The organism is Roseburia sp. AF12-17LB (assembly GCF_003479605.1).
Lineage (GTDB): Bacteria > Bacillota > Clostridia > Lachnospirales > Lachnospiraceae > Roseburia_C > Roseburia_C amylophila.
Genome location: NZ_QUHR01000012.1, coordinates 11,257 through 34,307 on the forward strand (window position 1 = coordinate 11,257; position 23,051 = coordinate 34,307).

Annotated in this window: 17 protein-coding genes, 3 tRNA genes and 1 other annotated feature; of the genes, 17 read left to right on the plus strand and 3 right to left on the minus strand. The window is 42.2% G+C overall.

The features are described from left to right. Positions 1 to 57: 57 nt before the first annotated feature. The 5 genes from DWV68_RS12415 to DWV68_RS12435 all read left to right on the plus strand — a co-directional run bounded on the left by DWV68_RS12415 (position 58) and on the right by DWV68_RS12435 (position 5,537). Positions 58 to 1,866 (plus strand): bifunctional homocysteine S-methyltransferase/methylenetetrahydrofolate reductase, encoded by a 1,809-nt coding sequence (locus tag DWV68_RS12415; protein WP_118087198.1) that lies wholly within the window; start codon positions 58 to 60, stop codon positions 1,864 to 1,866. Beyond that, positions 1,863 to 4,283, plus strand: coding sequence for a homocysteine S-methyltransferase family protein (locus tag DWV68_RS12420; RefSeq protein WP_118177246.1), 2,421 nt, complete (start codon positions 1,863 to 1,865; stop codon positions 4,281 to 4,283). Before DWV68_RS12415 ends, DWV68_RS12420 begins: the two co-directional genes overlap by 4 nt. A 25-nt stretch (positions 4,284 to 4,308) precedes the next feature. Next, the gene (locus tag DWV68_RS12425) at positions 4,309 to 5,160 is read left to right on the plus strand and encodes a DegV family protein (RefSeq protein ID WP_118177245.1); all 852 of its coding nucleotides are present in this window, start codon (positions 4,309 to 4,311) and stop codon (positions 5,158 to 5,160) included. A gap of 207 nt (positions 5,161 to 5,367) precedes the next feature. Then, positions 5,368 to 5,440, plus strand: a tRNA-Val gene (locus DWV68_RS12430). Between the two features lie 23 nt (positions 5,441 to 5,463). Further along, positions 5,464 to 5,537: transfer RNA gene (locus tag DWV68_RS12435), tRNA-Met, on the plus strand. Positions 5,538 to 5,669: 132 nt separating this feature from the next. Here DWV68_RS12435 and DWV68_RS12440 read toward each other — a convergent pair. Then, on the minus strand, positions 5,670 to 6,164 hold the full coding sequence (locus tag DWV68_RS12440; RefSeq protein ID WP_118177244.1) for a DUF6512 family protein: 495 nt from the start codon (positions 6,162 to 6,164) through the stop codon (positions 5,670 to 5,672). A gap of 424 nt (positions 6,165 to 6,588) precedes the next feature. Between DWV68_RS12440 and ispF the strand changes: the two genes are divergently transcribed. The 10 genes from ispF (at position 6,589) to DWV68_RS12495 (ending at position 16,372) form a co-directional block, all read left to right on the plus strand. Then, positions 6,589 to 7,128 (plus strand): 2-C-methyl-D-erythritol 2,4-cyclodiphosphate synthase, encoded by a 540-nt coding sequence (gene ispF, locus DWV68_RS12450; protein ID WP_022242903.1) that lies wholly within the window; start codon positions 6,589 to 6,591, stop codon positions 7,126 to 7,128. 79 nt (positions 7,129 to 7,207) lie between these two features. Next, positions 7,208 to 7,426 (plus strand) — a binding site (T-box leader). A 113-nt stretch (positions 7,427 to 7,539) separates the two neighbouring features. Then, the gene (epsC, locus tag DWV68_RS12455) at positions 7,540 to 8,217 is read left to right on the plus strand and encodes a serine O-acetyltransferase EpsC (protein ID WP_022242902.1); all 678 of its coding nucleotides are present in this window, start codon (positions 7,540 to 7,542) and stop codon (positions 8,215 to 8,217) included. Positions 8,218 to 8,248: 31 nt separating this feature from the next. Then, entirely contained in the window at positions 8,249 to 9,667 is a 1,419-nt protein-coding gene (gene cysS, locus DWV68_RS12460) for a cysteine--tRNA ligase (protein ID WP_118177242.1), read from the plus strand. Continuing rightward, positions 9,652 to 10,113, plus strand: a complete 462-nt coding sequence (locus DWV68_RS12465; protein WP_022242900.1) for a Mini-ribonuclease 3 — start codon at positions 9,652 to 9,654, stop codon at positions 10,111 to 10,113. The genes cysS and DWV68_RS12465 overlap by 16 nt, the downstream gene beginning before the upstream one ends. A gap of 10 nt (positions 10,114 to 10,123) precedes the next feature. Then, positions 10,124 to 10,879: a 23S rRNA (guanosine(2251)-2'-O)-methyltransferase RlmB gene (rlmB, locus tag DWV68_RS12470; protein WP_442970002.1), complete on the plus strand. Its 756-nt coding sequence runs from the start codon at positions 10,124 to 10,126 to the stop codon at positions 10,877 to 10,879. Positions 10,880 to 10,891: 12 nt separating this feature from the next. After that, entirely contained in the window at positions 10,892 to 11,488 is a 597-nt protein-coding gene (sigH, locus tag DWV68_RS12475; protein WP_022242898.1) for an RNA polymerase sporulation sigma factor SigH, read from the plus strand. A 4-nt stretch (positions 11,489 to 11,492) separates the two neighbouring features. Next, positions 11,493 to 13,664, plus strand: a complete 2,172-nt coding sequence (locus tag DWV68_RS12480; RefSeq protein ID WP_118177241.1) for a YhgE/Pip domain-containing protein — start codon at positions 11,493 to 11,495, stop codon at positions 13,662 to 13,664. 19 nt (positions 13,665 to 13,683) lie between these two features. Continuing rightward, on the plus strand, positions 13,684 to 14,076 hold the full coding sequence (locus tag DWV68_RS12485) for a hypothetical protein (RefSeq protein WP_197420863.1): 393 nt from the start codon (positions 13,684 to 13,686) through the stop codon (positions 14,074 to 14,076). Between the two features lie 14 nt (positions 14,077 to 14,090). After that, positions 14,091 to 16,232: a YhgE/Pip domain-containing protein gene (locus DWV68_RS12490; RefSeq protein ID WP_118177240.1), complete on the plus strand. Its 2,142-nt coding sequence runs from the start codon at positions 14,091 to 14,093 to the stop codon at positions 16,230 to 16,232. Positions 16,233 to 16,299: 67 nt separating this feature from the next. Beyond that, positions 16,300 to 16,372: transfer RNA gene (locus tag DWV68_RS12495), tRNA-Thr, on the plus strand. A gap of 269 nt (positions 16,373 to 16,641) precedes the next feature. Here the strand turns inward: DWV68_RS12495 and DWV68_RS12500 are convergent. Then, positions 16,642 to 17,385, minus strand: a complete 744-nt coding sequence (locus tag DWV68_RS12500) for a LytR/AlgR family response regulator transcription factor (RefSeq protein ID WP_158565796.1) — start codon at positions 17,383 to 17,385, stop codon at positions 16,642 to 16,644. A gap of 203 nt (positions 17,386 to 17,588) precedes the next feature. On the opposite strand from DWV68_RS12500, the gene DWV68_RS12505 reads away from it, so the two are divergent. Further along, positions 17,589 to 20,363, plus strand: a complete 2,775-nt coding sequence (locus DWV68_RS12505) for a hypothetical protein (protein ID WP_118177238.1) — start codon at positions 17,589 to 17,591, stop codon at positions 20,361 to 20,363. 148 nt (positions 20,364 to 20,511) lie between these two features. Then, the gene (locus tag DWV68_RS12510; protein ID WP_022242242.1) at positions 20,512 to 21,267 is read left to right on the plus strand and encodes a tRNA threonylcarbamoyladenosine dehydratase; all 756 of its coding nucleotides are present in this window, start codon (positions 20,512 to 20,514) and stop codon (positions 21,265 to 21,267) included. Between the two features lie 73 nt (positions 21,268 to 21,340). Here the strand turns inward: DWV68_RS12510 and pckA are convergent, their stop codons facing one another. Continuing rightward, complete coding sequence (pckA, locus tag DWV68_RS12515; protein WP_118087207.1) at positions 21,341 to 22,945, minus strand: phosphoenolpyruvate carboxykinase (ATP); 1,605 nt, start codon at positions 22,943 to 22,945, stop codon at positions 21,341 to 21,343. Positions 22,946 to 23,051 lie beyond the last annotated feature (106 nt).

Here is a 23,051-nt window from a genome sequence, read left to right on the forward strand (position 1 = left end):
AGGAGCTTACATATATAATTAGTAGGAATTCAAATGTAAGATAAACTGGAGTATACTATGAATATAAAGGAATATATCAAAGAACAAAGACTGATAACCGATGGTGCCATGGGCACTTATTATGAGGAAAAATACAGCGAAGATACTGTGATTGCAGAAAAGGAGAATCTCAAGAATCCGGAGCAGATTAAGGAGATTCATTTAGAATATCTGCGTGCGGGAGCAAGGCTGATCCGCACCAATACATTTGCAGCAAATACCATGTTTCTTGCAGATATGCAGGAAGTAAAAGAGACAGTCCGGGCGGGCTATGAGATTGCAAAGGAAGCAGTAACCGCATTTCAGGCAGAAAATGGAAAAGAGATTCCGGTATTTATCGGAGCAGATTTAGGACCGATTTATGATCTTGACCATCAGGACTATGACAATGTGTTACAGGAGTACAAAGAAATTTGTGACACCTTCCTTTCCTGTGGCGCAGACTGTTTTGTATTTGAGACACAGAGTGACTTTACCTATATTGAGCCGGTGACGGCATATATCAAAGAAAAATCAGACGCATTTATTCTGGTGCAGTTTGCGTTTGACAAGAGTGGATACACCCGCTCAGGTCTCTCCATGCAACGTGTGGCAGTAGAAGCTTCCGAGATGGAAAATGTGGATGCCTATGGATTTAACTGTGAACTGGACAGTACCCACATGTATCAGTTTATGAAGAACCTGAAGTTCTCCAGTGACAAATTCGTATCAGCACTTCCAAATGCAGGGTACCCATATACTTTGCGGGGAAAGACAATTTATTCCAATAATGCATCTTATTATGCAGAAAAAATGAAGGATATTGCAGCCCTTGGCACCGATATTTTAGGTGGCTGCTGTGGAACCACACCGGAATATATTGCTTTGCTTTCTGGCGAGTTACAGGATGTGCCGAAGGCAGTAAAGAAAATTGAAAATGTAGTAACGCAGGAGGTTACAAGAACTCCATCTATTTTTGAAGAGAAGCTTTCCCGTGGGGAGAAGGCTTATATTGTAGAATTGGACCCGCCATTTTCCGAGGATGCATCCAAGGTTATGAAAGGAGCAGAAGATTTAAGAAAATGTAATGTGGATCTGATTACCCTTTCCGATTCCCCAATGGCGCGGGCGAGAATGGATGCCGGACAGCTGGCAGTGAAAATCCAGCAGAAGACCGGTGTGGCAGTAATGCCACATATCAGCTGCCGTGACCGCAATGTGATTGCGTTGCGGGCAGGTCTTTTAGGCATGCATATGAATGATGTCCGCCATTTCCTGATTGTGACCGGAGACCCGGTTTCAAGGGCAGACCGCGAAAGAGTGACTTCTGTTTTTGATTTCAATTCCATTAAACTGATGCAGTATGTTAAGGAAATGAATTTAGAAGTTTTTGCACAGGAGCCGGTTTATTATGGTGGTGCACTGAATTATCATGGCGCCAATCCGGATGCGATTATTGAACGGATGAAGCGTAAAGCGGAAGCAGGATGCGGTTATTTCCTGACACAGCCGGTATATACCGAGGAAGATGTGGAAAGACTGACTTATATCAAAGAACACATTGACACCAAAATCATGTGCGGTATTATGCCGCTGGTAAGCTATAAGAATGCAATGTTTGTGAAAAATGAGATGCCGGGCATCCATGTTTCCGATGAAATTGTAAACCGGTATCGGGAAGATATGACAAGAGAAGAGGCAGAAGAAGTGGCAATTGAATTATCTGTTGAAATCGCAGCAAAATTATATGATATTGCAGACGGATTTTATTTTATGACACCATTTAACCGGACGGGCTTAATTGCGAGAATTATTGAGGCAATCCGACAGGAGGAAGAACGTAGATGACAAGAGAGGAATTTAAGGAATTAGTAAAAAATGGACCGGTTATCTTAGATGGTGCAACCGGAAGCAATCTTCAGAATGCAGGAATGCCGGTAGGAGTCTGCCCGGAGCAGTGGATTTTAGAGCATCCACAGACCATGATAGATTTGCAGCGGGCTTATGTGGAGGCTGGAACACAGATTCTTTTGGCACCGACCTTTACTGCAAACCGCATTAAATTAGAAGAATATGGACTGGCAGATAAGCTGGTAGAGATGAACCAGCAATTAGTTGCCATTTCCAAAAAGGCAGCAGGCGGAAAAGCGCTGGTAGCCGGTGATATTACCATGACCGGTCAGCAGCTTTATCCGATGGGTGAATTGCAGTTTGAAGAACTGGTAGATATTTATAAAGAACAGGTCAAAGTTGTGGCAGATGCGGGAGTAGACTTATTTATCATTGAGACCATGATGAGTCTGCAGGAAACAAGAGCCGCTGTGCTGGCAATCCGTGAAACCTGTGAGTTGCCGATTATGGCAAGTATGACTTATAACGAGGATGGCAGAAGCTTGTATGGAACAGATCCGGTAACTGCGGTAGTTACGTTGCAGAGCCTGGGTGCTGATGCAGTGGGAATGAACTGCTCCACAGGACCAGAGGAAATGTTAGAGCCGATTCGCCAGACCGTAGAATATGCCTATGTTCCTGTTTTGGCAAAGCCAAATGCCGGATTACCGGAATTAGAGGATGGCGTAACGGTATACAAGACCACACCGGAAGAATTTGCGGAAGTTGGTGCAAAATTAATCGAAGAAGGCGTTTCGATTATTGGTGGATGCTGTGGAACGACCCCGGCACATATCAAGGCATTGGCAGATAAAGTAAAACCAATGGGAATCCATCATGCGGAAGCACCAAGACGAAGAGTGCTTACTTCCGAGCGTAAGACGGTAGAAATTGATTTGGACGGACCATTTATGGTAATTGGTGAGCGGATTAATCCGACCGGAAAGAAGAAATTGCAGGCAGAGCTTCGGGAAGGCAGCCTTAATATGGTTCGTGATATGGCACGGGCACAGGAAGAAAATGGTGCAGCCATTCTGGATGTCAATATGGGTATGAATGGAATCGATGAGAAACAGATGATGTTAAATACCATTCATGAGGTTACTTATACAGTGGATTGTCCGCTTTGTATCGATTCATCCCATGTGGATATTATTGAAGCAGCACTTCGTATTTATCCGGGACGAGCTTTGATTAACTCTATTTCCTTAGAAAAAGAGAAATTCGAAAAATTGCTTCCGATTGCAAAGAAATATGGAGCAATGTTTATTTTGCTTCCGCTTTCTGACGAGGGACTTCCAAAAGACGCAGAAGAGAAGCGGCAGATTGTCCGTACCATTTTAGATGCCGCCTTAAAAATCGGTCTTCATAAAGAAGATATTATCGTGGACGGACTGGTAGCAACGGTAGGTGCCAATCCGCTGGCAGCATTGGAATGTTTCGATACCATCCAGTATTGTAAGGATGAATTGGGCCTTGCCACAGCCTGTGGACTTTCCAATATTTCTTTCGGTCTGCCGGAACGTATTTATGTAAACAGTGCATTTCTTACCATGGCAATTGCAAAAGGACTTACGATGGCAATTGCAAATCCATCCCAGGATTTATTAATGAATGCGGCGGTGGCTTCGGATATGCTTTTACATAAAGAAGGTTCCGATATCCTCTATATCAATCGGATGAACCAACGGGCACAGAAGGAAGCTCCGGCAACCGATAACGCAGCTTCGGCAGGCACTTTAGAGCCGGCAAATCCGGTATTTGACTGTGTATTAAAGGGAAATAAGGGCAATATTTTAAAAGAAGTAGATAAAGCTTTGGCAGCAGGAGAAGAACCGGGAGCGATTATTAATGGACAGTTGATTCCTGCCATTAATGAAGTAGGTGTTCTTTTTGACAAGCAGATTTATTTCCTGCCGCAGCTGATTTCCAGTGCGCAGACCATGCAGCATGCCATTGAATACTTGGAGCCAATGCTTTCCAAAGATAAGGACGAAGAGCCAAAGGCAACCATTATTATTGCAACCGTAGAAGGTGACATACACGATATCGGTAAGAATCTGGTAGCACTGATGCTCCGTAACTATGGTTATCGTGTTTTAGATTTGGGCAAAGATGTAGCGGCAGATATTATTGTTGATACTGCATTGAAAGAGCATGCGCAGATTATCGGACTTTCCGCCCTGATGACCACTACCATGATGCGTATGAAGGATGTGGTAGAACTGGCAAAAGAGCGCGGTTGCAACAGCAAGATTATCGTCGGTGGCGCAGCAATTACACAGAGCTTTGCAGATGAAATCGGTGCAGATGGCTATTCCCCGGATGCAGCTGATTGTGTAAAACTGGTAGAGCGTCTATTGGAAGAAATGTAAATTTTTATTTTGGGAGGTTTTTGATATGGTAAAGATAATTTCAGACAGTACCTGTGATTTATCTGAAGAACTGGTAAAATGTTATGATATTACCATTCTTCCGCTTCACATTTTATTAGGTGACGAAGAATATCTGGATGGAGTAAATATTACTCCGCAGGAGATTTTTGATTGGTCGGATGAACACAAGACCACTCCAAAGACTTCAGCACCATCCGCAGAGCAGGCAGTAGAATTGTTAAAGCCTTATGTAGAAAAAGGTCAGGAGGTTATCTGTTTTGCCATTGCATCCGGGATGTCTTCTTCCATGAATGTGATGCGTCTTGCAGCGGAAGAACTGGAGGCAGAAAATCTGGTTACAGTAATTGATTCTGCAAACCTTTCTACCGGTATCGGACTTCTTGTCATAGAAGCAGCCGAAATGGCACAGCAGGGAAAGAGCGCGGCAGAGATTACCGCCCGTATCGAAGAATTAAAGCCTCTGGTTCGGGCAAGCTTTGTGGTAGACACCTTAACCTATCTTTATCGTGGTGGCAGATGCAGTGGACTGGCTGCCTTAGCCGGAGGTGCATTAAAGCTTCATCCGCGGATTGGTGTTGAGGATGGTAAGATGGGGCCGGGCAAGAAATACCGTGGTAATATGGAAAAGGTTGTTCTCTCTTATGTGAAAGACATGGAAGAAGCAATGAAGAATGCCCGGCCGGAACGCGTATTTATCACTCATTCCGGCAGTGCCCCGGAAATCGTAGATAAGGTACGGGCTTATCTCAATGACCTGCATGTCTTTCATGAAATTTTAGAGACCAGAGCGGGTGGTGTAGTATCCAGCCACTGTGGACCGGGAACACTGGGCGTCTTGTTTATTGCGAAGGAATAGGGAGAAGGAGAGATGTATGATTTGCAAAGGTATCTCATAAGGCAGGTATCCGGCAGCTTGACAGAATTATTGGAGTAATTTTGAATCTTGAAATATTTTCAAAAATTTTAAATATTTCAAAAATATTTTTGAAAAAGTGCTTGACTTCACTATTCCTATATAGTATACTAGCAAAGCGGGTTGCAGATGAGTAACCCGCAGGAATATGGGATCTTAGCTCAGCTGGGAGAGCATCTGCCTTACAAGCAGAGGGTCACAGGTTCGAGCCCTGTAGGTCCCATTCCAAAACAAATAGTTGAATATGGCGGAATAGCTCAGTTGGCTAGAGCACACGGTTCATACCCGTGGTGTCGAGAGTTCAAATCTCCCTTCCGCTACTGAAAAAGAATCTTGCAGATGCAGGATTCTTTTTTTGCGAGTAGCAAGAAAAAATCTGGCATCAGGAAAGAACTGCAGGTGAGAATTTCTTGTAAATTCCTTACCGACCTGTTTTCCTATTTAAAAATAGCTTATGGCTCCTGAAAAAGTCCAATCTCAGGCGGATAGTAACTAAAGATAAAAAACAGAATTGCAAGAATTACAAGGCAGGTAAGTAGCAGTCCCCTGCGGTTGGCAAGTTTGCGGTTATCTTTCAGAAACCATCCGGTAAGAAAGACACCCAGAACACTGATGTAGAAAATTGCAATATCAATCGCCATGACAGAGAAGCCCAGCACACCGGTGTATGTGTAGAAGAGAATTGGAATCAATGCCAACCCAACCAGCGTCCCAATGGAGAGTGCTACTGGAATCGGACTTTGTTCCGGCAGTTTGAAAAAGAGAAAAAGCACAAGAACCAGCATTGGAAAGAAAAGAAGCTTCATGTGCTCCCAGGTGGATTCATTCCATGGTGCAAAAAGCCGTACGATGGAATTGTTACCGGACCATTCATAGACGAAATGTAATAGGGATCCAATCACAGACACAAAGAGGAAACCCCAGATAAAAAGTTTTTTAGAATTCATAAAAATACCTCCTGAAACTATAGTATGATGCAAAACAGAAAATAATATGAAAAAAGAAATCTATAAACAGCTATCAGAAAATACCTCCAGTGTGGTATAATGTCCGTAAGCATTGAGCAGTGCCAAAAACAAGAAAAATCCAGATTGGCTGCTTGCAGACAAAACTGGATTTTCCTTGTTTTTGATAGGGCGAAAGCCCGAGAGCGGGAAGGTGCGAAGCAGCTTCCCGCGTGCACTGCGGAGCTGGACCGAGATAGGGCGAAAGCCCGGGAGCGCGAAGAGGCGAAGCCGCTTCGTGCGTGCACTGCGGAGGAAGAGAAAGGAAATAGGGCGAAAGCCCGGGAGCGCGAAGAGGTGGAGCCGCTTCGTGCGCGCACTGCGGAGGAAGGTAAAGAAGAAAGCGGAAAAAGAAAGGAAAAATCACATGCGAGTAGGAATGGGATATGATGTTCATAAATTAGTAGAAGGAAGAAAATTAATCATAGGCGGAGTGGAGATACCGCACAGTCTTGGCTTGCTGGGACATTCGGATGCAGATGTATTGTTACATGCCATCATGGATGCGTTGCTGGGGGCAGCGGCTTTAGGAGATATCGGAAAGCATTTTCCGGATACAGACCCGGCATATGAGGGGATTTCCAGTATAAAATTATTGGAAGAAGTGGGACAGCTTTTAGAGAAAGAGAATTATGTCATTGATAATATCGATGCTACGATTATTGCCCAGAAGCCAAAGATGCGTCCACACATTGAGAAGATGGAAGAAAATATTGCACAGGCATTGAAGATAGACGTCAGTCAGGTAAATGTAAAGGCAACCACAGAGGAAGGGCTTGGCTTTACCGGAAGCGAAGATGGAATCAGCTCCCAGGCAATCTGTGCTATCTCAAGTATCTATGAAAACAGCATAGCAGTAGGTGGCAGTGAACGAAATTGTGCAGGCTGCCCGGGATGCGGAAAATAACTTTTCTATTGACAAAATGGCAATTCGTGCATAAACTAGTAGCGTAAAAAGAATTTAAAAATGATTCAGAAATGAATTGATAAATGCAGTGAACGGAAAGAGTAGTATACATGCGTGAATAAAAGAGAGAGACTGTCATCGGCTGAAAGCAGTCTTGATTCCAAAGTATATGAAGTGCATCCGGAAGCAGTCCCGGTGAAAGCAAGTAGCCAGGAACGAATAGCACATGTTACGTGTATTGAGGGAAAGCAGCAATGCTTTACTTAGAGTGGAACCGCGGAATAACTTCGTCTCTATATTTATATAGAGACGATTTTTTACTTTATAGGAAATTGCTTTCCTGTAAAGTAAAAATCGCATGCTTGCATGCATAAAGGAAAGAATCTATACAGTGAACAGGAGGCTGTAATCATGGGTTTTATAAAAGAATTAAAAGAGGAATTTGAGATTATCAAGGAGCGTGATCCGGCATTAAAATCTCCAATGGAGGTTTTGCTTTATCCGTCATTTCGTGTTATGCTTAGTTATAGGCGTGCACATAAGCATTACCTGAAGGGACATTTCTTCCGGGCAAGATATATTTCACAGAAAGCAGCAAGAAAAACCGGAATTGAGATACATCCGGGTGCAGTAATTGGAAAAGGATTCTTTATCGACCATGGTACCGGCGTTATCATCGGAGAGACATCAATTATCGGAGATAATGTAACCTTATATCAGGGTGTAACCCTGGGCGGAACCGGTAAGGAAACCGGAAAACGTCATCCGACCTTAGAGGATAATGTAATGGTAAGTGCCGGAGCAAAAATCATCGGTTCCTTTACGGTAGGCGAGAATTCGAAAATCGGTGCCGGAAGTGTGGTAATTGAAGAGGTGCCGCCAAATTGTACCGTAGTAGGTGTTCCGGGACGAATCGTAAAACGTAACAATGTAAAAATTCCGCGCAGTGATATGGACCAGTGCAATCTGCCGGACCCGGTACAGGAAGATATCAATGTATTGCAGCGGGAAAATTCAGAATTATGCAACCGTATCATTGATATGGAAAAAGAGATAAAAGCATTAAAGCAGGAAGTAGAAAAGAATTAAATAAGTAATTCCAGGAACGATGGAGGATAACATGGAGAACAACGTAAAGATTTTTAATACCCTTACAAGAAAAGTAGAGACCTTTGTGCCAAACGAAGATGGCAAAGTGAAAATGTATACCTGCGGACCAACCGTATATCATTTTGCACATATCGGAAATCTGCGCAGCTATATTATGGAAGATGTATTAGAGAAAACACTTCGCTACGCAGGTTATGATGTAAAGCGTGTCATGAACATAACAGACGTAGGACATCTTTCCAGTGATGCAGATACCGGTGAGGATAAAATGTTAAAGGGCGCAAAACGTGAGCACAAGACCGTTATGGAGATTGCAAAGTATTATACCGATGCATTCTTTTCCGATTGCTCCAAATTAAATATCAAACGTCCGGATGTGGTAGAGCCGGCAACCAATTGTATCCCGGAATTTATTCATATGATAGAGGTACTTTTAGAGAAAGGCTATGCATATATTGCCGGAGAAAATGTATATTTTGATACATCAAAATTAGATGATTATTATGTATTCTCCAGCCAGAGCGAAAAAGAGCTGATGGTAGGTGTCCGTGATGACGTATCTGAGGATGAAAATAAGCGCAATAAGAGTGATTTTGTATTGTGGTTTACCAAGTCCAAATTCGATAACCAGGAACTGAAATGGGATAGTCCATGGGGCGTTGGTTATCCGGGCTGGCATATCGAGTGCTCCTGTATCAGCATGAAGCATTTAGGCGAATATATGGATATTCACTGTGGTGGTGTGGATAATATTTTCCCACATCATACCAATGAGATTGCACAGAGTGAAGCATATCTGGGACATAAATGGTGTAATTACTGGTTCCATGTGCATCATCTGAATGATAAATCAGGAAAAATGAGTAAATCCAAGGGAGATTTCCTGACCGTTTCCTTATTGGAAGAAAAAGGTTATCTGCCGCTGGTATATCGTATGTTCTGTCTGCAGTCCCATTACAGAAAGCCATTGGAATTCTCTTATGAAGTAATGGATAATATGGAAAATTCCTATGTAAAGCTTCGTAAGACCATTGCAAAACTGGATGCGTCTACAGAAGTAGAGCAGGATAAATTTGATGCATACAAAGAGAAATTCCTGCAGGCATTAGAGGATGATTTAAATACTTCCATGGCACTGACTGTAGTATATGAAGTATTGAAAGCCGATATGACCGATGCAACCAAGCTTGCACTGGTAAAAGATTTTGATTATGTATTATCTCTTGATTTAGCAGCGGGAGAAGTGGCAAATCCTGCCGATGTAATCGATGCAGATTTAGAAGCATATGTATTAGAAAAAATCGAAGAGCGTAAGGCTGCAAAGAAAGAAAAAGATTTTGCCAAAGCAGACGCAATTCGTAATGAACTTTTGGAAAAAGGAATTGTCTTAGAGGATACCAGAGAGGGTGTAAAATGGAAAAAGGCATAGATTCCCATATCAAAGAATATTTTGACCTGCCAAAGGTGGATGTAGCAACCTACTCCCCTTTGGCACTTGCCTACATAGGAGATGGCATTTATGACCTTGTCATAAGAAGCATTGTAGTTGGAAAAGGCAATACCAAGGCATCCCGTCTGCATCAGACCACCAGCCATCTGGTGAAAGCACATGCACAGGCAACGATGATGGAGACACTGACTCCAATGCTTACGGAAGACGAAACGGAAATTTACCGCAGAGGCAGAAATGCCAAGTCTCCGACCATGGCAAAAAACGCAACTATGTCAGATTATCGCCGTGCCACCGGCTTTGAAGCATTGATGGGCTATTTATATCTGACGGATCAGTTTGAGCGGATTTTGGAACTGGCGAAAGAAGCAATCAGACACTATAATGTGAAGACCGGAAAGAATGATCTGGCAGGAGGAAAGTAGAATGGAAGAAATGCAGATGGAAAACACACAGGCAGAAAGCACGAAGATAGAAGGAAGAAATGCAGTTTTAGAAGCATTTCGTTCCGGAAAAACCATAGACAAGCTGTTTGTATTAGATGGCTGTAAAGACGGTCCCATTCAGACCATTTTAAGAGAAGCGAAAAAGCATGATACGCTGGTACAGTTTGTTGCAAAGGAACGTTTAGAGCAGTTGTCAGAGACGAAGAAGCATCAGGGTGTCATTGCCATGGCAGCAGCATTTTCTTATGCAACGGTAGAAAATATTTTAGAAAATGCCAGAAGGAAAAATGAAGCACCATTTGTCATTTTGCTGGATAATATTGAAGATCCGCACAATTTGGGTGCAATTATCCGTACTGCCAATCTGGCAGGTGCCCATGGCGTCATTATTCCAAAGCGCCGTGCAGTGGGACTGACCGCTACCGTAGCAAAGGCTTCTGCAGGAGCCATTTATTATACACCGGTAGCAAAGGTAACCAATCTTACCAATACCATCCGGGAATTAAAGGAGCAGGGCATGTGGTTTGTCTGTGCAGATATGGGTGGCACAACCATGTATGATCTGGATTTAAAAGGTTCTATCGGACTGGTTATCGGAAATGAAGGAGAAGGTGTCAGCAAATTAGTAAAAGAAAACTGTGACTTTGTGGCATCGATTCCAATGAAGGGAGATATTGACTCCTTAAATGCATCGGTAGCAACAGGTGTTTTAGCTTATGAAATTGTAAGACAGAGATTAAGTTAACAGGAGAGAGAGATGCAATCTTATCAGAATATGAGTGATGAGGAATTAATTGCAGCACTTCGTAGTGGTGAAAAAGAAATTACAGATTATCTGATGGACAAATACAAGAGTCTGGTTAAGAAAAAAGCAAAAGCACTTTATCTCATTGGTGGTGAGACGGACGATTTGATTCAGGAGGGAATGATTGGTCTGTTTAAAGCTGTCCGGGATTATCAGCCGGATAAAGACAGCAGCTTTTTTCATTTTGCAGACCTTTGTATTGCAAGGCAGATGTATACAGCGGTGGAGGCTTCCAATCGGAAAAAGCATGCACCGCTCAATTCGTATGTACCACTTTATGCAGATAGTGAGGATTCGGAAGGCAGGAATCTGGCGGATGTGTTGGAGACTATAGATGAGGCGAATCCGGAGAATTTATTTATCAGTCAGGAAGACCGGGAAGATTTCAAGCGGAAAGTAAATGAAACTTTAAGCAAAATGGAACAGGAAGTGTTGTCGTATTATCTGCAGGGCTTTCGCTATGAGCAGATTGCAGAAGCTATGGGAAAAGAGCCGAAGGCTGTGGATAATGCGTTGCAGCGTTTAAAGAAGAAGTTGAAAGGGAAGTAACAGCATGAAAAATATCATTCACATTTTTCGTAAGGACGTAAGAGGACTTTGCAGGAATTTTTTCGCACTGGTCATTGCAATCGGATTGTGTTTTATTCCATCTTTGTATGCATGGTTTAATATTTATTCCAACGAGGATCCTTATGCCAACACCGGAAATATCTATATTGCAGTGGCATCTGAAGATGAAGGAATGAAATTAGAGGATGGCACAACCGTCAACATGGGTGCTCAGGTGATGGAGCAGTTGAAGGAGAATAAGTCCATAGGCTGGCAGTTTGTAGACAGCTCTGATGAAGCAATCAGCGGAGTAGAAAGTGGAAAATATTATGCGGCAGTAGTTATAAGTGACCGTTTTTCCGAGAGCATGTTCAGTATTTTTACAGAAGGTCTGGAGAATCCGACCATTACATATTATGAGAATGAGAAGAAAAATGCCATTGCAACGAAAATTACCGATACTGCAGTGAGCACATTAAAGTCCAGTATCAATGAGACATTTCTTGAGACAGCGGCAAGTGCCATGTTTGCCCAGATGGATAATCTTTCTGAGAAAATAAGTGAAGATGGCGGTGTGGATGGATTCCGCCAGAAATTAGAGCAGCTCAGCCAGAATTTAAAGGACTATGATGCCATGATAGACAGCTTCCTATCCGGAAATGAAGAACTGAGCGCAGGGATTGATGAAGCCAATTCCAGTGTGTCAAAGGTGGAAGATAAAATTGATTCAGCTGTAAATTCCCTAAATGGAACAAAGACACAATTAGACAGTACGGATACTACACTTTCAGATTTTTCCAAGAATGTGGAGACAACCTTAACGGATATTGAGAATTCTTTGAATAAGATTTCAACGGATATTACCAATGCCGGGCTGGGAGATTCTGCCAAGAAGACAACTGAAAGTATTGAGACAACAACGGATGATATTAAGACTTTAAATGACCAGTTGCAGTCGCTTTATGGAGCAATCAGTGGACTCAAGACAGATGAGAGCTTTACGGACGAGCAGAAAACGGATATGGATGATGTGATGTCACAGATTGATGCGTTGAAGCAGGATGCAGAAGAAATGCAGAAGCTTTTAGAGACACTGATGCCGGACAATGCATCAGATGCAGTAAAAGATGCGGTAGATACTGTGACAGGCGGAATGAATACAGCATTGTCTACCTGCAGCAAGACCATTGAAAATATGAAGAATGTATACACCAATAATCTGGTGCCTGGAGTATCCGGAATATTGGATACGGCATCCCAGATACTGGTCAATGTAACCAATCTTTTGAATAATCTGAATAATACATTAGGTGACATGGAAACCATTTTCGATGGAACCTTAGATATGGTAGATGCTACAGATGAAAGCTTTACACAGATTCAGACATTGCTGAAGACCTGTGATACAAAGATAGAAGAGGCAATCAGCAAGCTGAATGAAGCATCGGAAGATGAACAGATGCAGATTATCATGGAACTTTTGGGCGGCGATCCGGAATCCTATGGTAAATTCTTTGCACAGCCGGTAAAAGTGGAGACAAAGCAGGTTTATGAGATTAAAAATTATGGTTCTGCGGTAGCACCATTTTATACGACATTGGCACTCTGGGTAGGCGGTATCGTACTGGTTTCCCTGATTAAGGTGAAGGCTTCTGAGAAGGATCTGACGAATCCGAAGCGTTATCAGCTTTTCCTTGGAAGATATCTCATTTTCTTTGTGATGGGACAGATACAGGCATTGATTATTGTGCTGGGTAATATTTATCTGCTACATTGTCAGGTGAAGAATCCGGTATTGTTCTGGTTTGCGGCGTCGCTGACGAGCTTTACCTTTACCTTATTAATCTATGCGCTGACACTTTCCTTTGGCGATATCGGAAAAGCACTGGTGGTTGTAATGGTCGTTATCCAGATTGCAGGTTCCGGTGGAACGTATCCGATAGAGATATTGCCAGAATTTTACCGGCGGGTATATATTTTCTTCCCATTCCCATATGCCATTAATGCCATGCGTGAAACCATTGGCGGCATGTATGGCGGAGCCTATGAGAAGAATCTGGCAGAGCTTCTGATTTTCGCAGCAGCGGCATTGTTAATCGGACTGCTGATTCGCGTACCATTTATGGGTATCAATCATTTCGTGGAAAAGCGAATGAAAGATACGAAGATGATGTAAGAGAGCAGGTGAAGAGCAGATGGAAAAGAAAGAAGATTATGAAAAGCTTTATGACATGCTTTTAGGCTATGAGAAGGAGATTCATAAGAAGAACCAGAAACGTATCCGCATCGGATTGCGGTGCCTTATCATTATTCCACTGATTTTCCTGGCATTGTTATTCTGGACAGAAAGCTCAAAAATTGTATTTTTGATTCTGTGGATTGTATCGCTGTTTATTCTGGCAGGATATTTAATTTTCGTAGAATATTCGGACTATAAATTACAGGAAAAATTAAATGAGATTTCTAACCGGGAGCAGCAGGAGAGAGATGCACTGATTGGTGATGGAATTGCCCAGGTAGAAGAACGGATTCGTACCGTACTTCAGACGGCAGAGCAGGAACTTTTAACGGATAGCACAAAGGAGTAGCAGAGGGATAACACATGAAAAATATTTTTAGAATCTTTTATCAGGATTTTAAGAGAGTCAGCACCAATGTGGTAGCAGTGGTTATTGTAATAGGTCTTTCTATTATTCCGTCACTGTACGCATGGTTTAATATATTGTCCAACTGGGACCCGTATGGACCGGAATCTACATCAAATCTTAAGATAGCAGTATATTCCGCAGATGAGGGAATTGACATGGGAGGTCTGTCTTTAAATATCGGAGACAGCGTCATTGATGCCCTGAAAGCCAATCAGACTATGGGCTGGCAGTTTACTGATACCATGGATGAAGCAACCGACGGTGTATACAGCAGTGAATATTATGCGGCACTGATTATTCCGGAGGATTTCTCCGAGAAAATGATAAGCTTCCTTAACGGAGAAGTACAGAATCCGCAGATTATTTATTATGAAAATGAGAAGAAAAATGCCATTGCACCAAAGATTACATCCAAGGCAAAAACGGCAGTACAGGAGCAGGTTAATGCAACCTTTGTCAGCACTCTGGCAGAAGTCATGTTAAAGGTAAATGATGTCATGGTAGAAAATGGAATGGATTCCGGCTCTATGATGAATCTTTTCCTGACACAGCTTAATGATTTAAGCGGAGATTTGGACGGCTATATTGCATTGCTAAATTCTTTTGTCAGCATTACCAATTCGGCATCCAGCCTGATTGATACGACACAGGTTATGCTGCCGAATCTGAATACGATGGTAGATGATGGTTCGAATACGGTAAATACCATGCAGGGAGCATTGAATTCCGGCAGCCTTAATGCCAGTGCTTTGGCTGAGGTTATTTCAGCAAATCTTAATACAGCAGCCGACAGCCTTGACAATATCAATACGCTGATACAGAATGCCTTAGATCAGTTGGATAACTATGGTGATTTATCTTCCGGCGGACTGCAGAGCGCAATTAATATGATGCCGCTGATCCGTCAGTTATTTGAAAACAGTGTGGCAGACTGGAAGGATGATGAAAGTGTTTCCGGTCAGATTGCAGAAATCGAAGCACAGTTAGATAAAATTGAAGCAGATTTAAACAGTGTCCAGAATAATGTCACAGATTTAAATACTGCAAAGGATACTTTAAACACTGAAATATCTACCGAAATAACTTCCTGTAAGACCAAAATAAAAGCTTTAAAAGATACGTTTGACTATTCGGTAAAAGGTCAGCTGGAGACAACCATTCAGTCCATGCAGGGGTCGCTGAATCAGACACAGGCAATTTTAAATGGTGTCGATGGAGATTTTGATGAAGTATCGGAAGTGTTGGATGCTTATAGTGAAACCCTCGATAAGGGAAATGAAAGCTTAAGTGATTCACTGGCAGCAGCACAGGAAATGAAGACCGGACTTGACAGTGTGATTACAAGTCTCAGTGCTCTGGAAATCAGTGACCAGTATCAGGCTTTGATGAAAATTTTAGAGACCGACCCGACTTTGTTAGGAGATTTCTTATCTTCTCCGGTCAATATGGAGACGAAAGAGATTTATCCGATTTCCAATTATGGTTCGGCAATGTCACCGTTCTATACGGTACTGGCATTGTGGGTAGGTGCGTTGATTCTGGTGGCAATCATTCATGTAAAGGTACTTCCGGATGAGAAAATACCGGATGCAAAACCTTACCAGAAATTCTTTGGAAGATATATTACATTCTTCCTGATTGGACAGGTGCAGGCATTGATTACTGCACTGGGAGATTTGTTTTATATTAAGATACAATGCCATAACCCATTCTTATTCTGGCTTGCCTGCGCATGCTGCAGCTTTGTATTTACCTTATTTATGTATGCATTAACGGTAGCCTTTGAAAATGTCGGAGAGGCTTTGGCGGTAGTCATTATGGTTATCCAGGTAGCAGGAGCAGGCGGTTCCTTCCCAATCGAAGTACTGCCGGCAATCTATCAGCGGATTTACCGTTTCTTCCCATTCCCTTATGGAATGGATGCCCTGCGGGAGACCATCGGTGGTATGTATGGAATGACTTATTGGAAATGCCTCGGCATCTTGGGCATCTATATTATAATTTCACTTCTGATTGGACTTGTAATTGCAGTTCCGTTCCGGAAGTTAAATATGAAGATTGAGCATAGCAAAGAAAAATCTGACATTATGCTGTAGAAAAGTATTGACAATCATAGCTCTCTATAGTATAGTATTACAAGTCGGGATTAGTTCCGACAGAATTGCTGGCATGGCTCAGTCGGTAGAGCGTCGCATTGGTAGTGCGGAGGTCACGGGTCCGATTCCCGTTGCCAGCTTAACTAGAAAAAAGGCTGTAATCCTTGATTTTTCAAGGGTTACAGCCTTTTTGGTGATTATGCAAATCGCATAAAACATATTAACATCCGAGTCTGAATAATTTGCAGATTGTGTTAAATAACTCGGAACAGCTATTGAAATTAAAACACATAGTTTCGTCCTCCTTATTTTCTTTGAAATCATGTCTTAGCTAAGTACAAATGAATTGTAACAAGTCTGTAACATTTTCGCAATAGGAGTACATTGGAAACATGGGAAATATCTGGCCTTAGGATAAGCCGGGAGGAGTTGGCTCTTTCTCAAGCTTTGCAAACCAGCTATTAACGGCCTTGCTTACCTCGTCACGTTTACGAAAAGGAATCTGCACAATGGAGTGGTCTTCCATAATAAGGTCGTGCTGCAGAATTCCAGTGACATGGTTTAGGTTTACCAGATAGCTGCGGCCAACCGGAAGAAAACAGGCAACAGAGGCAAAGTCCTCGGTAAGCTGTGTCAGGTTTCCGGGAATCGTAAAAGTCTCTGATATAGCGTGCAGCAGGACATTGTGCTGCCCGGTTTCAAAAAAGAGAATATCTGAGTAAGGAAGAGAATATTCCTTCCTACGGACAGAAAAGGTAAATACTTCATTGGATTCCTCTAAAAGCGTATCGCAGCGGCTCATGGCATTGAGAAAATCTGTGTGTGAGTAAGGTTTTTGCAGATAGTAAAGAGCATTTACCTCATAGCTTGCCATGGCATGTTCCGTAGAAGAAGTGGTGAAAATAATGCCACCTTCATAGCCCAGTGAACGAAGGATACGTGCTGTTTCCACACCATCCTGGTTATTCATATAGATATCTAAAAACAGCAGAACCGGATAACGCTTTTCTTCCTTATAATATTGAATCATCTCTTCGCCCGAAGAAAAAAGTAGAATCTCCATATTACAATGATGTTTCGTGGCATATGTATTCAGATGATGTTTCAGCCGTAAGGCATCGCTTTCAGAATCTTCGCATAAGTAAATCTGCATAATTATTCTCCTGTATATAAAAAGTAAAAAACACCGGATACGAAACAAGTATAACATATTGAAAGAAAATAAAAATCATTTTTTATCGACAATCAGGAAGATAAAATCACAATTTGGAAGAATTGGTTGCAAAATTTTAAGCGTTTTCTTAAGATAGAAACTGTGTGAACAAAAGAAATAGAAATAAAAAAAGGAGAGGAAATATGGGAAAGAAACGAAAAAAACGATGTCTGGCATTTTTGATGGCATTGGCTATGATGACAGGCTTATTTATGGGAGATGCTGCCGGACTATTGGTAAAGGCAGAGGATACGCCGGCATCCGTTCAAATAGGAATTACAACATTAGAGACGGGCTGGTATGTGAAGGCGGTGGATCCTCCTTCTACACCGGGACCATCTGCAACGATTCGTGGCGTCGATAAAGTAGGGGAAGAACCGGAAAGTGGTGGTTATATTTATTTTGATAAAGATACGGCAACCATGACTGTATATAATGATATGGAGATTGCTACTTCCGGACCGAATCCGGTGACAGTAACAGGCGGAAACTTAACAATTTCCGGAGCAGGAAATTTTACTGTAGAAGGAACTTCTCCTGCATTTCTGTTAGCCGGAACCGGTGCTGCCGTTGTCACAAAGGATTTTACCGGAAATTTTAAGGTGACAAGTAATAGTAATGTAATAAACGGTGGCAGCAGATTTGAGATAGATACAACCGGTGATATTACACTGGAAACTGCATCAACGTCTTCAGAGCCAATTGCTTTGAGCAGTGGAGTGGTTGATTTAAGTGGAAAGAAAGTTACGATAACCGCACCATGTGGTATGATTGACAGTGGAGTATCCACACTGAACCTGACACAGACAGAAGGAGACCTTGCATTAAGTTCTGCATCTGATTATTATCCAATTTTCCATGCAGAAAATGTTACCCTGAAAAATACCGGTGGAAAGGTGGAACTGGAAAATACCAGCACAGGGGTGTTGACTGACAGTAATCTTACGATTGAAGCTGCAGGAGATATTTCTTTAAAATCAGCGAAGGGAATAACAAGCAAGAGTAATCCACAGGTGAGCTTAACTTCAACCAATGGGGATGTTACAATAGAACAGACTGCAAACTCTGTCATGCAAGATGGTAAGCTGACGATTCGGGCATTGGCAGGAGCAGTAAGCATTTCAACTAATGCAACTGTACCGATGTTTCAGGCAGAACTTGATATAAAGGCAAAGAATGATGTAACACTGAAACAGAATGGAACAACAAATTCATCACTTACCTGGGGTGGAGCAGGTGGAAGTATTGAGTGTACTGATGGGGATATTACAATAGAACAGGAAGGCAGCACATATGTAATTTCGACTTTGAATGCAGTCGACCTGAATGCAGGTGGAACGGTTACGTTAAAGAGAAATACGGAAGGAACAGCATTAACTTCCATGGTGAAAGGGATTCCTGCAACAGGTGTAATCCAGCTTGTAGACGGCACAAAGAAAGGAGCCATCGTAGATGGAACCGTATATACTGCCAGCGGATGTACGCATCCAAAGCGTATCAATGGAAAATGTGTTGTTTGTGATGACCAGGAGCCGGTGGCTGCTATTGTAGATGCCAGCGGAAATGTAACAAATTATAACAGCCTGTCCGATGCATTCCATAATGCCAATGCAGACAATACTGTAAAATTATTAGTTGATTATAAGAACAGCAGTGAAACAATTGATTTATCCTCTGTATATAAGGCTGTAAATCTTGATTTAAATGGGAAGAGTTTAACATTAGATGCATTTAATATCATGAATCACTTAAGCGTTTCCAATGGAAAGCTTAACCTGAGAATGCTCAATGATGCAAATACTAGTCTTTCTGATAAATGTACATTAGAAAATGTGGAAGCGGATATCCATGAGATAAGTTGGACTGCAAATGGTGGTCTGGAATTAAAGAGCAGTAGACTTCATGTAGGTTCACAGGCATCCCCTTGCTCATTCTTTGTAGAAATGATTACAATAGCACCGGATGACGATTCTGTAATTACAGTAGAAAACATGATAAGTGGTCTGGCAAACTATAAAAATGTACCAGCAATGGAACAGGCATTGGACAAATTAATTCCTTTCGGATATTCAGTTTTTGTTGATACTGATATTACAGTACTGGATGAATCCGGAAATCGTGCCAAAAATCTGGTACTTCGTAATAAGAAGCTGGCAGAAGCGGACATTACTTTAAGCCCGGCTGCCTTTGTCTATGATGGCACAGGAAAAGAGCCGGCTGTAACCGTAACGTATGATGGAATGACATTAACTGAAGGAAGGGATTTTACGGTTACTTATATTGACAATATTGAAGTGGGTGATACAGCTGCAGCAATTATCAGTGGTTCCCGCTTTTTAGGCAGTGTAACAAAATACTTCAGCATTACCAAAGCACATCGTGGAGCACCAACAGGACTTACCGCAGTAGCAGAAACCATTGATGGCAAAAATGATGGAAAGATTCGTGGTGTGAATGCGGAGATGGAATACAGTATTGATGGAACTACCTATACCGCAATTACAGAAAATGAATTGAACGGACTTACCGACGGAACTTATCTGGTACGTTATCAGGAAACACGCAATTATTATGCGTCTTCTGCAACACAGATTGTAGTAGAAAAAGGACTTCCTTCTTCCGACAGCTTAAACCCGTCAAACCCGGGCGGCGGAAATAATCTGGAAAATACACCAGGTGGAAGCACGCCAAATGAAAATAATAATGGAACGACATTAACCGCCGGAAGTAATGTTGTTACAACATTGCCAGGCGCATCTTCGGTACAGACACCGGCAGCAACAACGTCTGATAGCAGCACACAGGTTAAAACCGGAGACGACAATCAGATATTCCTATATCTTCTTGTACTGATTGCTGCGGCAGGAGTAGCTGCGGGAGCATATGGCAGATTAAATGCAGGACGCCGTATGAAATAAGTGAAAAGGGATATATCGGAAATAGAAAAGTCATGAAATGAAAAATAAAAATGCTGTACTTTCAGAAATGGGAGTGCAGCATTTTTCTGTTGCAAAGAACATAAGGACGCGGTAAAATGTAGCGTAGTCAAAGAAGAGGAGATAGAAGATGCTGACACAGTTTTCAAGAACCGAACTATTGCTTGGAAAAGAAGCAATGGAAAAATTAAAGAATGCAAAGGTTGCAGTATTTGGAATTGGCGGAGTAGGTGGATATGTCTGCGAAGCACTGGTAAGAAGCGGAGTTGGAGCTTTTGATCTGATTGATGATGACAAGGTATGCCTGACGAATCTCAACCGTCAGATTATTGCAACCAGAAAGACCGTTGGAAAATATAAAACAGACGTCATGAAAGACCGTATTTTAGAGATTAATCCGGATGCCAGGGTAGAAGTGCATAAATGCTTTTTCCTGCCGGAAAATGCGGATGAATTTCCTTTTGAAGAGTATGATTATATCGTAGATGCAGTAGATACGGTAACAGCGAAGATTTCACTGGTTATGAAGGCACAGGAGATGAATGTGCCGATTATCAGCAGTATGGGAGCCGGAAATAAGTTAGATGCCAGTCAGTTCCGTGTGGCAGATATTTATAAGACAAAGGTATGCCCGCTGGCAAAAGTAATGCGCCGTGAGTTAAAGAAACGTGGCGTAAAGAAGCTTAAGGTGGTTTATTCCGAAGAGCAGCCAACCAGACCAGTTGAAGATATGGCAATCAGCTGTAGAACCAACTGTATCTGTCCGCCGGGAGCAGCCCATAAATGTACGGAGCGGCGTGATATTCCGGGCAGTGTGGCATTTGTGCCATCTGTCGCTGGACTGATTATCGCAGGTGAAGTAGTAAAGGATCTGGCAGCAAAATAGGAAACAGATAAAGAAAACCGGATGTGGAATCACATCCGGTTTTCCGTTTCTATTGATTTCCTTATCAGGAAAATTATTTCTGAGGACCTGCAGAAACAAGAGCTTTACCAGCTTCATTTCCTTCGTATTTAGCAAAGTTCTTGATGAATCTGTCAGCAAGATCTAATGCTTTTGTCTCCCATTCAGAAGCATCTGCGTAAGTATCACGAGGATCTAAGATGCCTGAATCAACGCCTGGAAGCTCTGTAGGAACTTCAAAGTTGAAGAATGGAATCTGTTTTGTAGGAGCGGTTAAGATAGCTCCGCTTAAGATAGCATCGATGATACCACGGGTATCTTTGATGGAGATACGTTTTCCGGTTCCGTTCCATCCTGTATTTACGAGGTAAGCCTTAGCTCCGCTCTTTTCCATTTTCTTAACAAGCTCTGCAGCGTATTTTGTAGGATGCAGCTCTAAGAAAGCCTGTCCGAAACATGCTGAGAAAGTAGGTGTAGGCTCTGTGATTCCACGCTCTGTACCAGCAAGTTTTGCTGTAAATCCAGACAGGAAGTAGTACTGAGTCTGCTCTGGAGTTAAGATAGATACTGGAGGCAGTACTCCGAATGCATCTGCGGAAAGGAAGATGACATTCTTAGCTGCTGGAGCAGAAGAGATCGGGCGGACAATGTTCTTAATGTGGTTGATTGGGTAAGATACACGGGTGTTTTCTGTTACGCTCCTATCAGAAAAATCGATTTTTCCGTCAGCATCTAATGTTACGTTCTCAAGAAGAGCGTCACGTCTGATCGCATTGTAGATATCAGGTTCGGAATCTTTGTCAAGGTCGATAACCTTAGCGTAGCATCCACCCTCGAAGTTGAATACGCCGTTGTCATCCCAACCATGCTCGTCATCACCGATTAAGAGACGCTTAGGATCGGTTGAAAGGGTTGTCTTACCTGTTCCGGAAAGTCCGAAGAAGATAGCGGTGTTTTCACCGTTCATATCTGTGTTAGCAGAGCAGTGCATGGAAGCGATGCCCTTTAATGGCAGATAGTAGTTCATCATAGAGAACATACCTTTTTTCATTTCTCCGCCGTACCATGTATTAACGATAACCTGCTCACGGCTTGTAATGTTGAACATTACTGCTGTCTCAGAGTTTAATCCTAATTCTTTGTAGTTTTCAACTTTTGCTTTAGAAGCATTGTAAACGATGAAGTCCGGCTCAAAGTTCTTTAATTCTTCTTCAGTAGGCTGGATGAACATATTTGTTACGAAATGTGCCTGCCAAGCTACTTCTACGATGAAACGGATAGCCATACGGGTATCTTTGTTAGCACCACAGAAAGCATCTACTACATAAAGTTTTTTGTTAGAAAGTTCTTTGATAGCGATGTCTTTTACAGCACTCCATGCTTCCTCAGATGCTGGATGGTTGTCGTTCTTGTATTCATCAGATGTCCACCATACAGTGTCTTTGGAGTTCTCGTCCATAACGATGAATTTGTCTTTAGGGGAACGACCTGTATAGATACCAGTCATAACATTGACTGCGCCAAGTTCACTTTCCTGACCTTTTTCATAGCCTTCCAGTTCTGGCTTGGTCTCTTCTGCGAATAATGTTTCGTAGGATGGGTTGTAGACAATTTCTGTTGTTCCAGTAATGCCATACTTGCTTAAATTGATTTCTGCCATTTTGTTTTTACCTCTTTCCTTTAAATATAGTAATATGATAATCGCCCGCAAAAAGCAGGTTTTTATGATATCTTGACTGAGAAACTATAAATCCTAGTTACGTCAT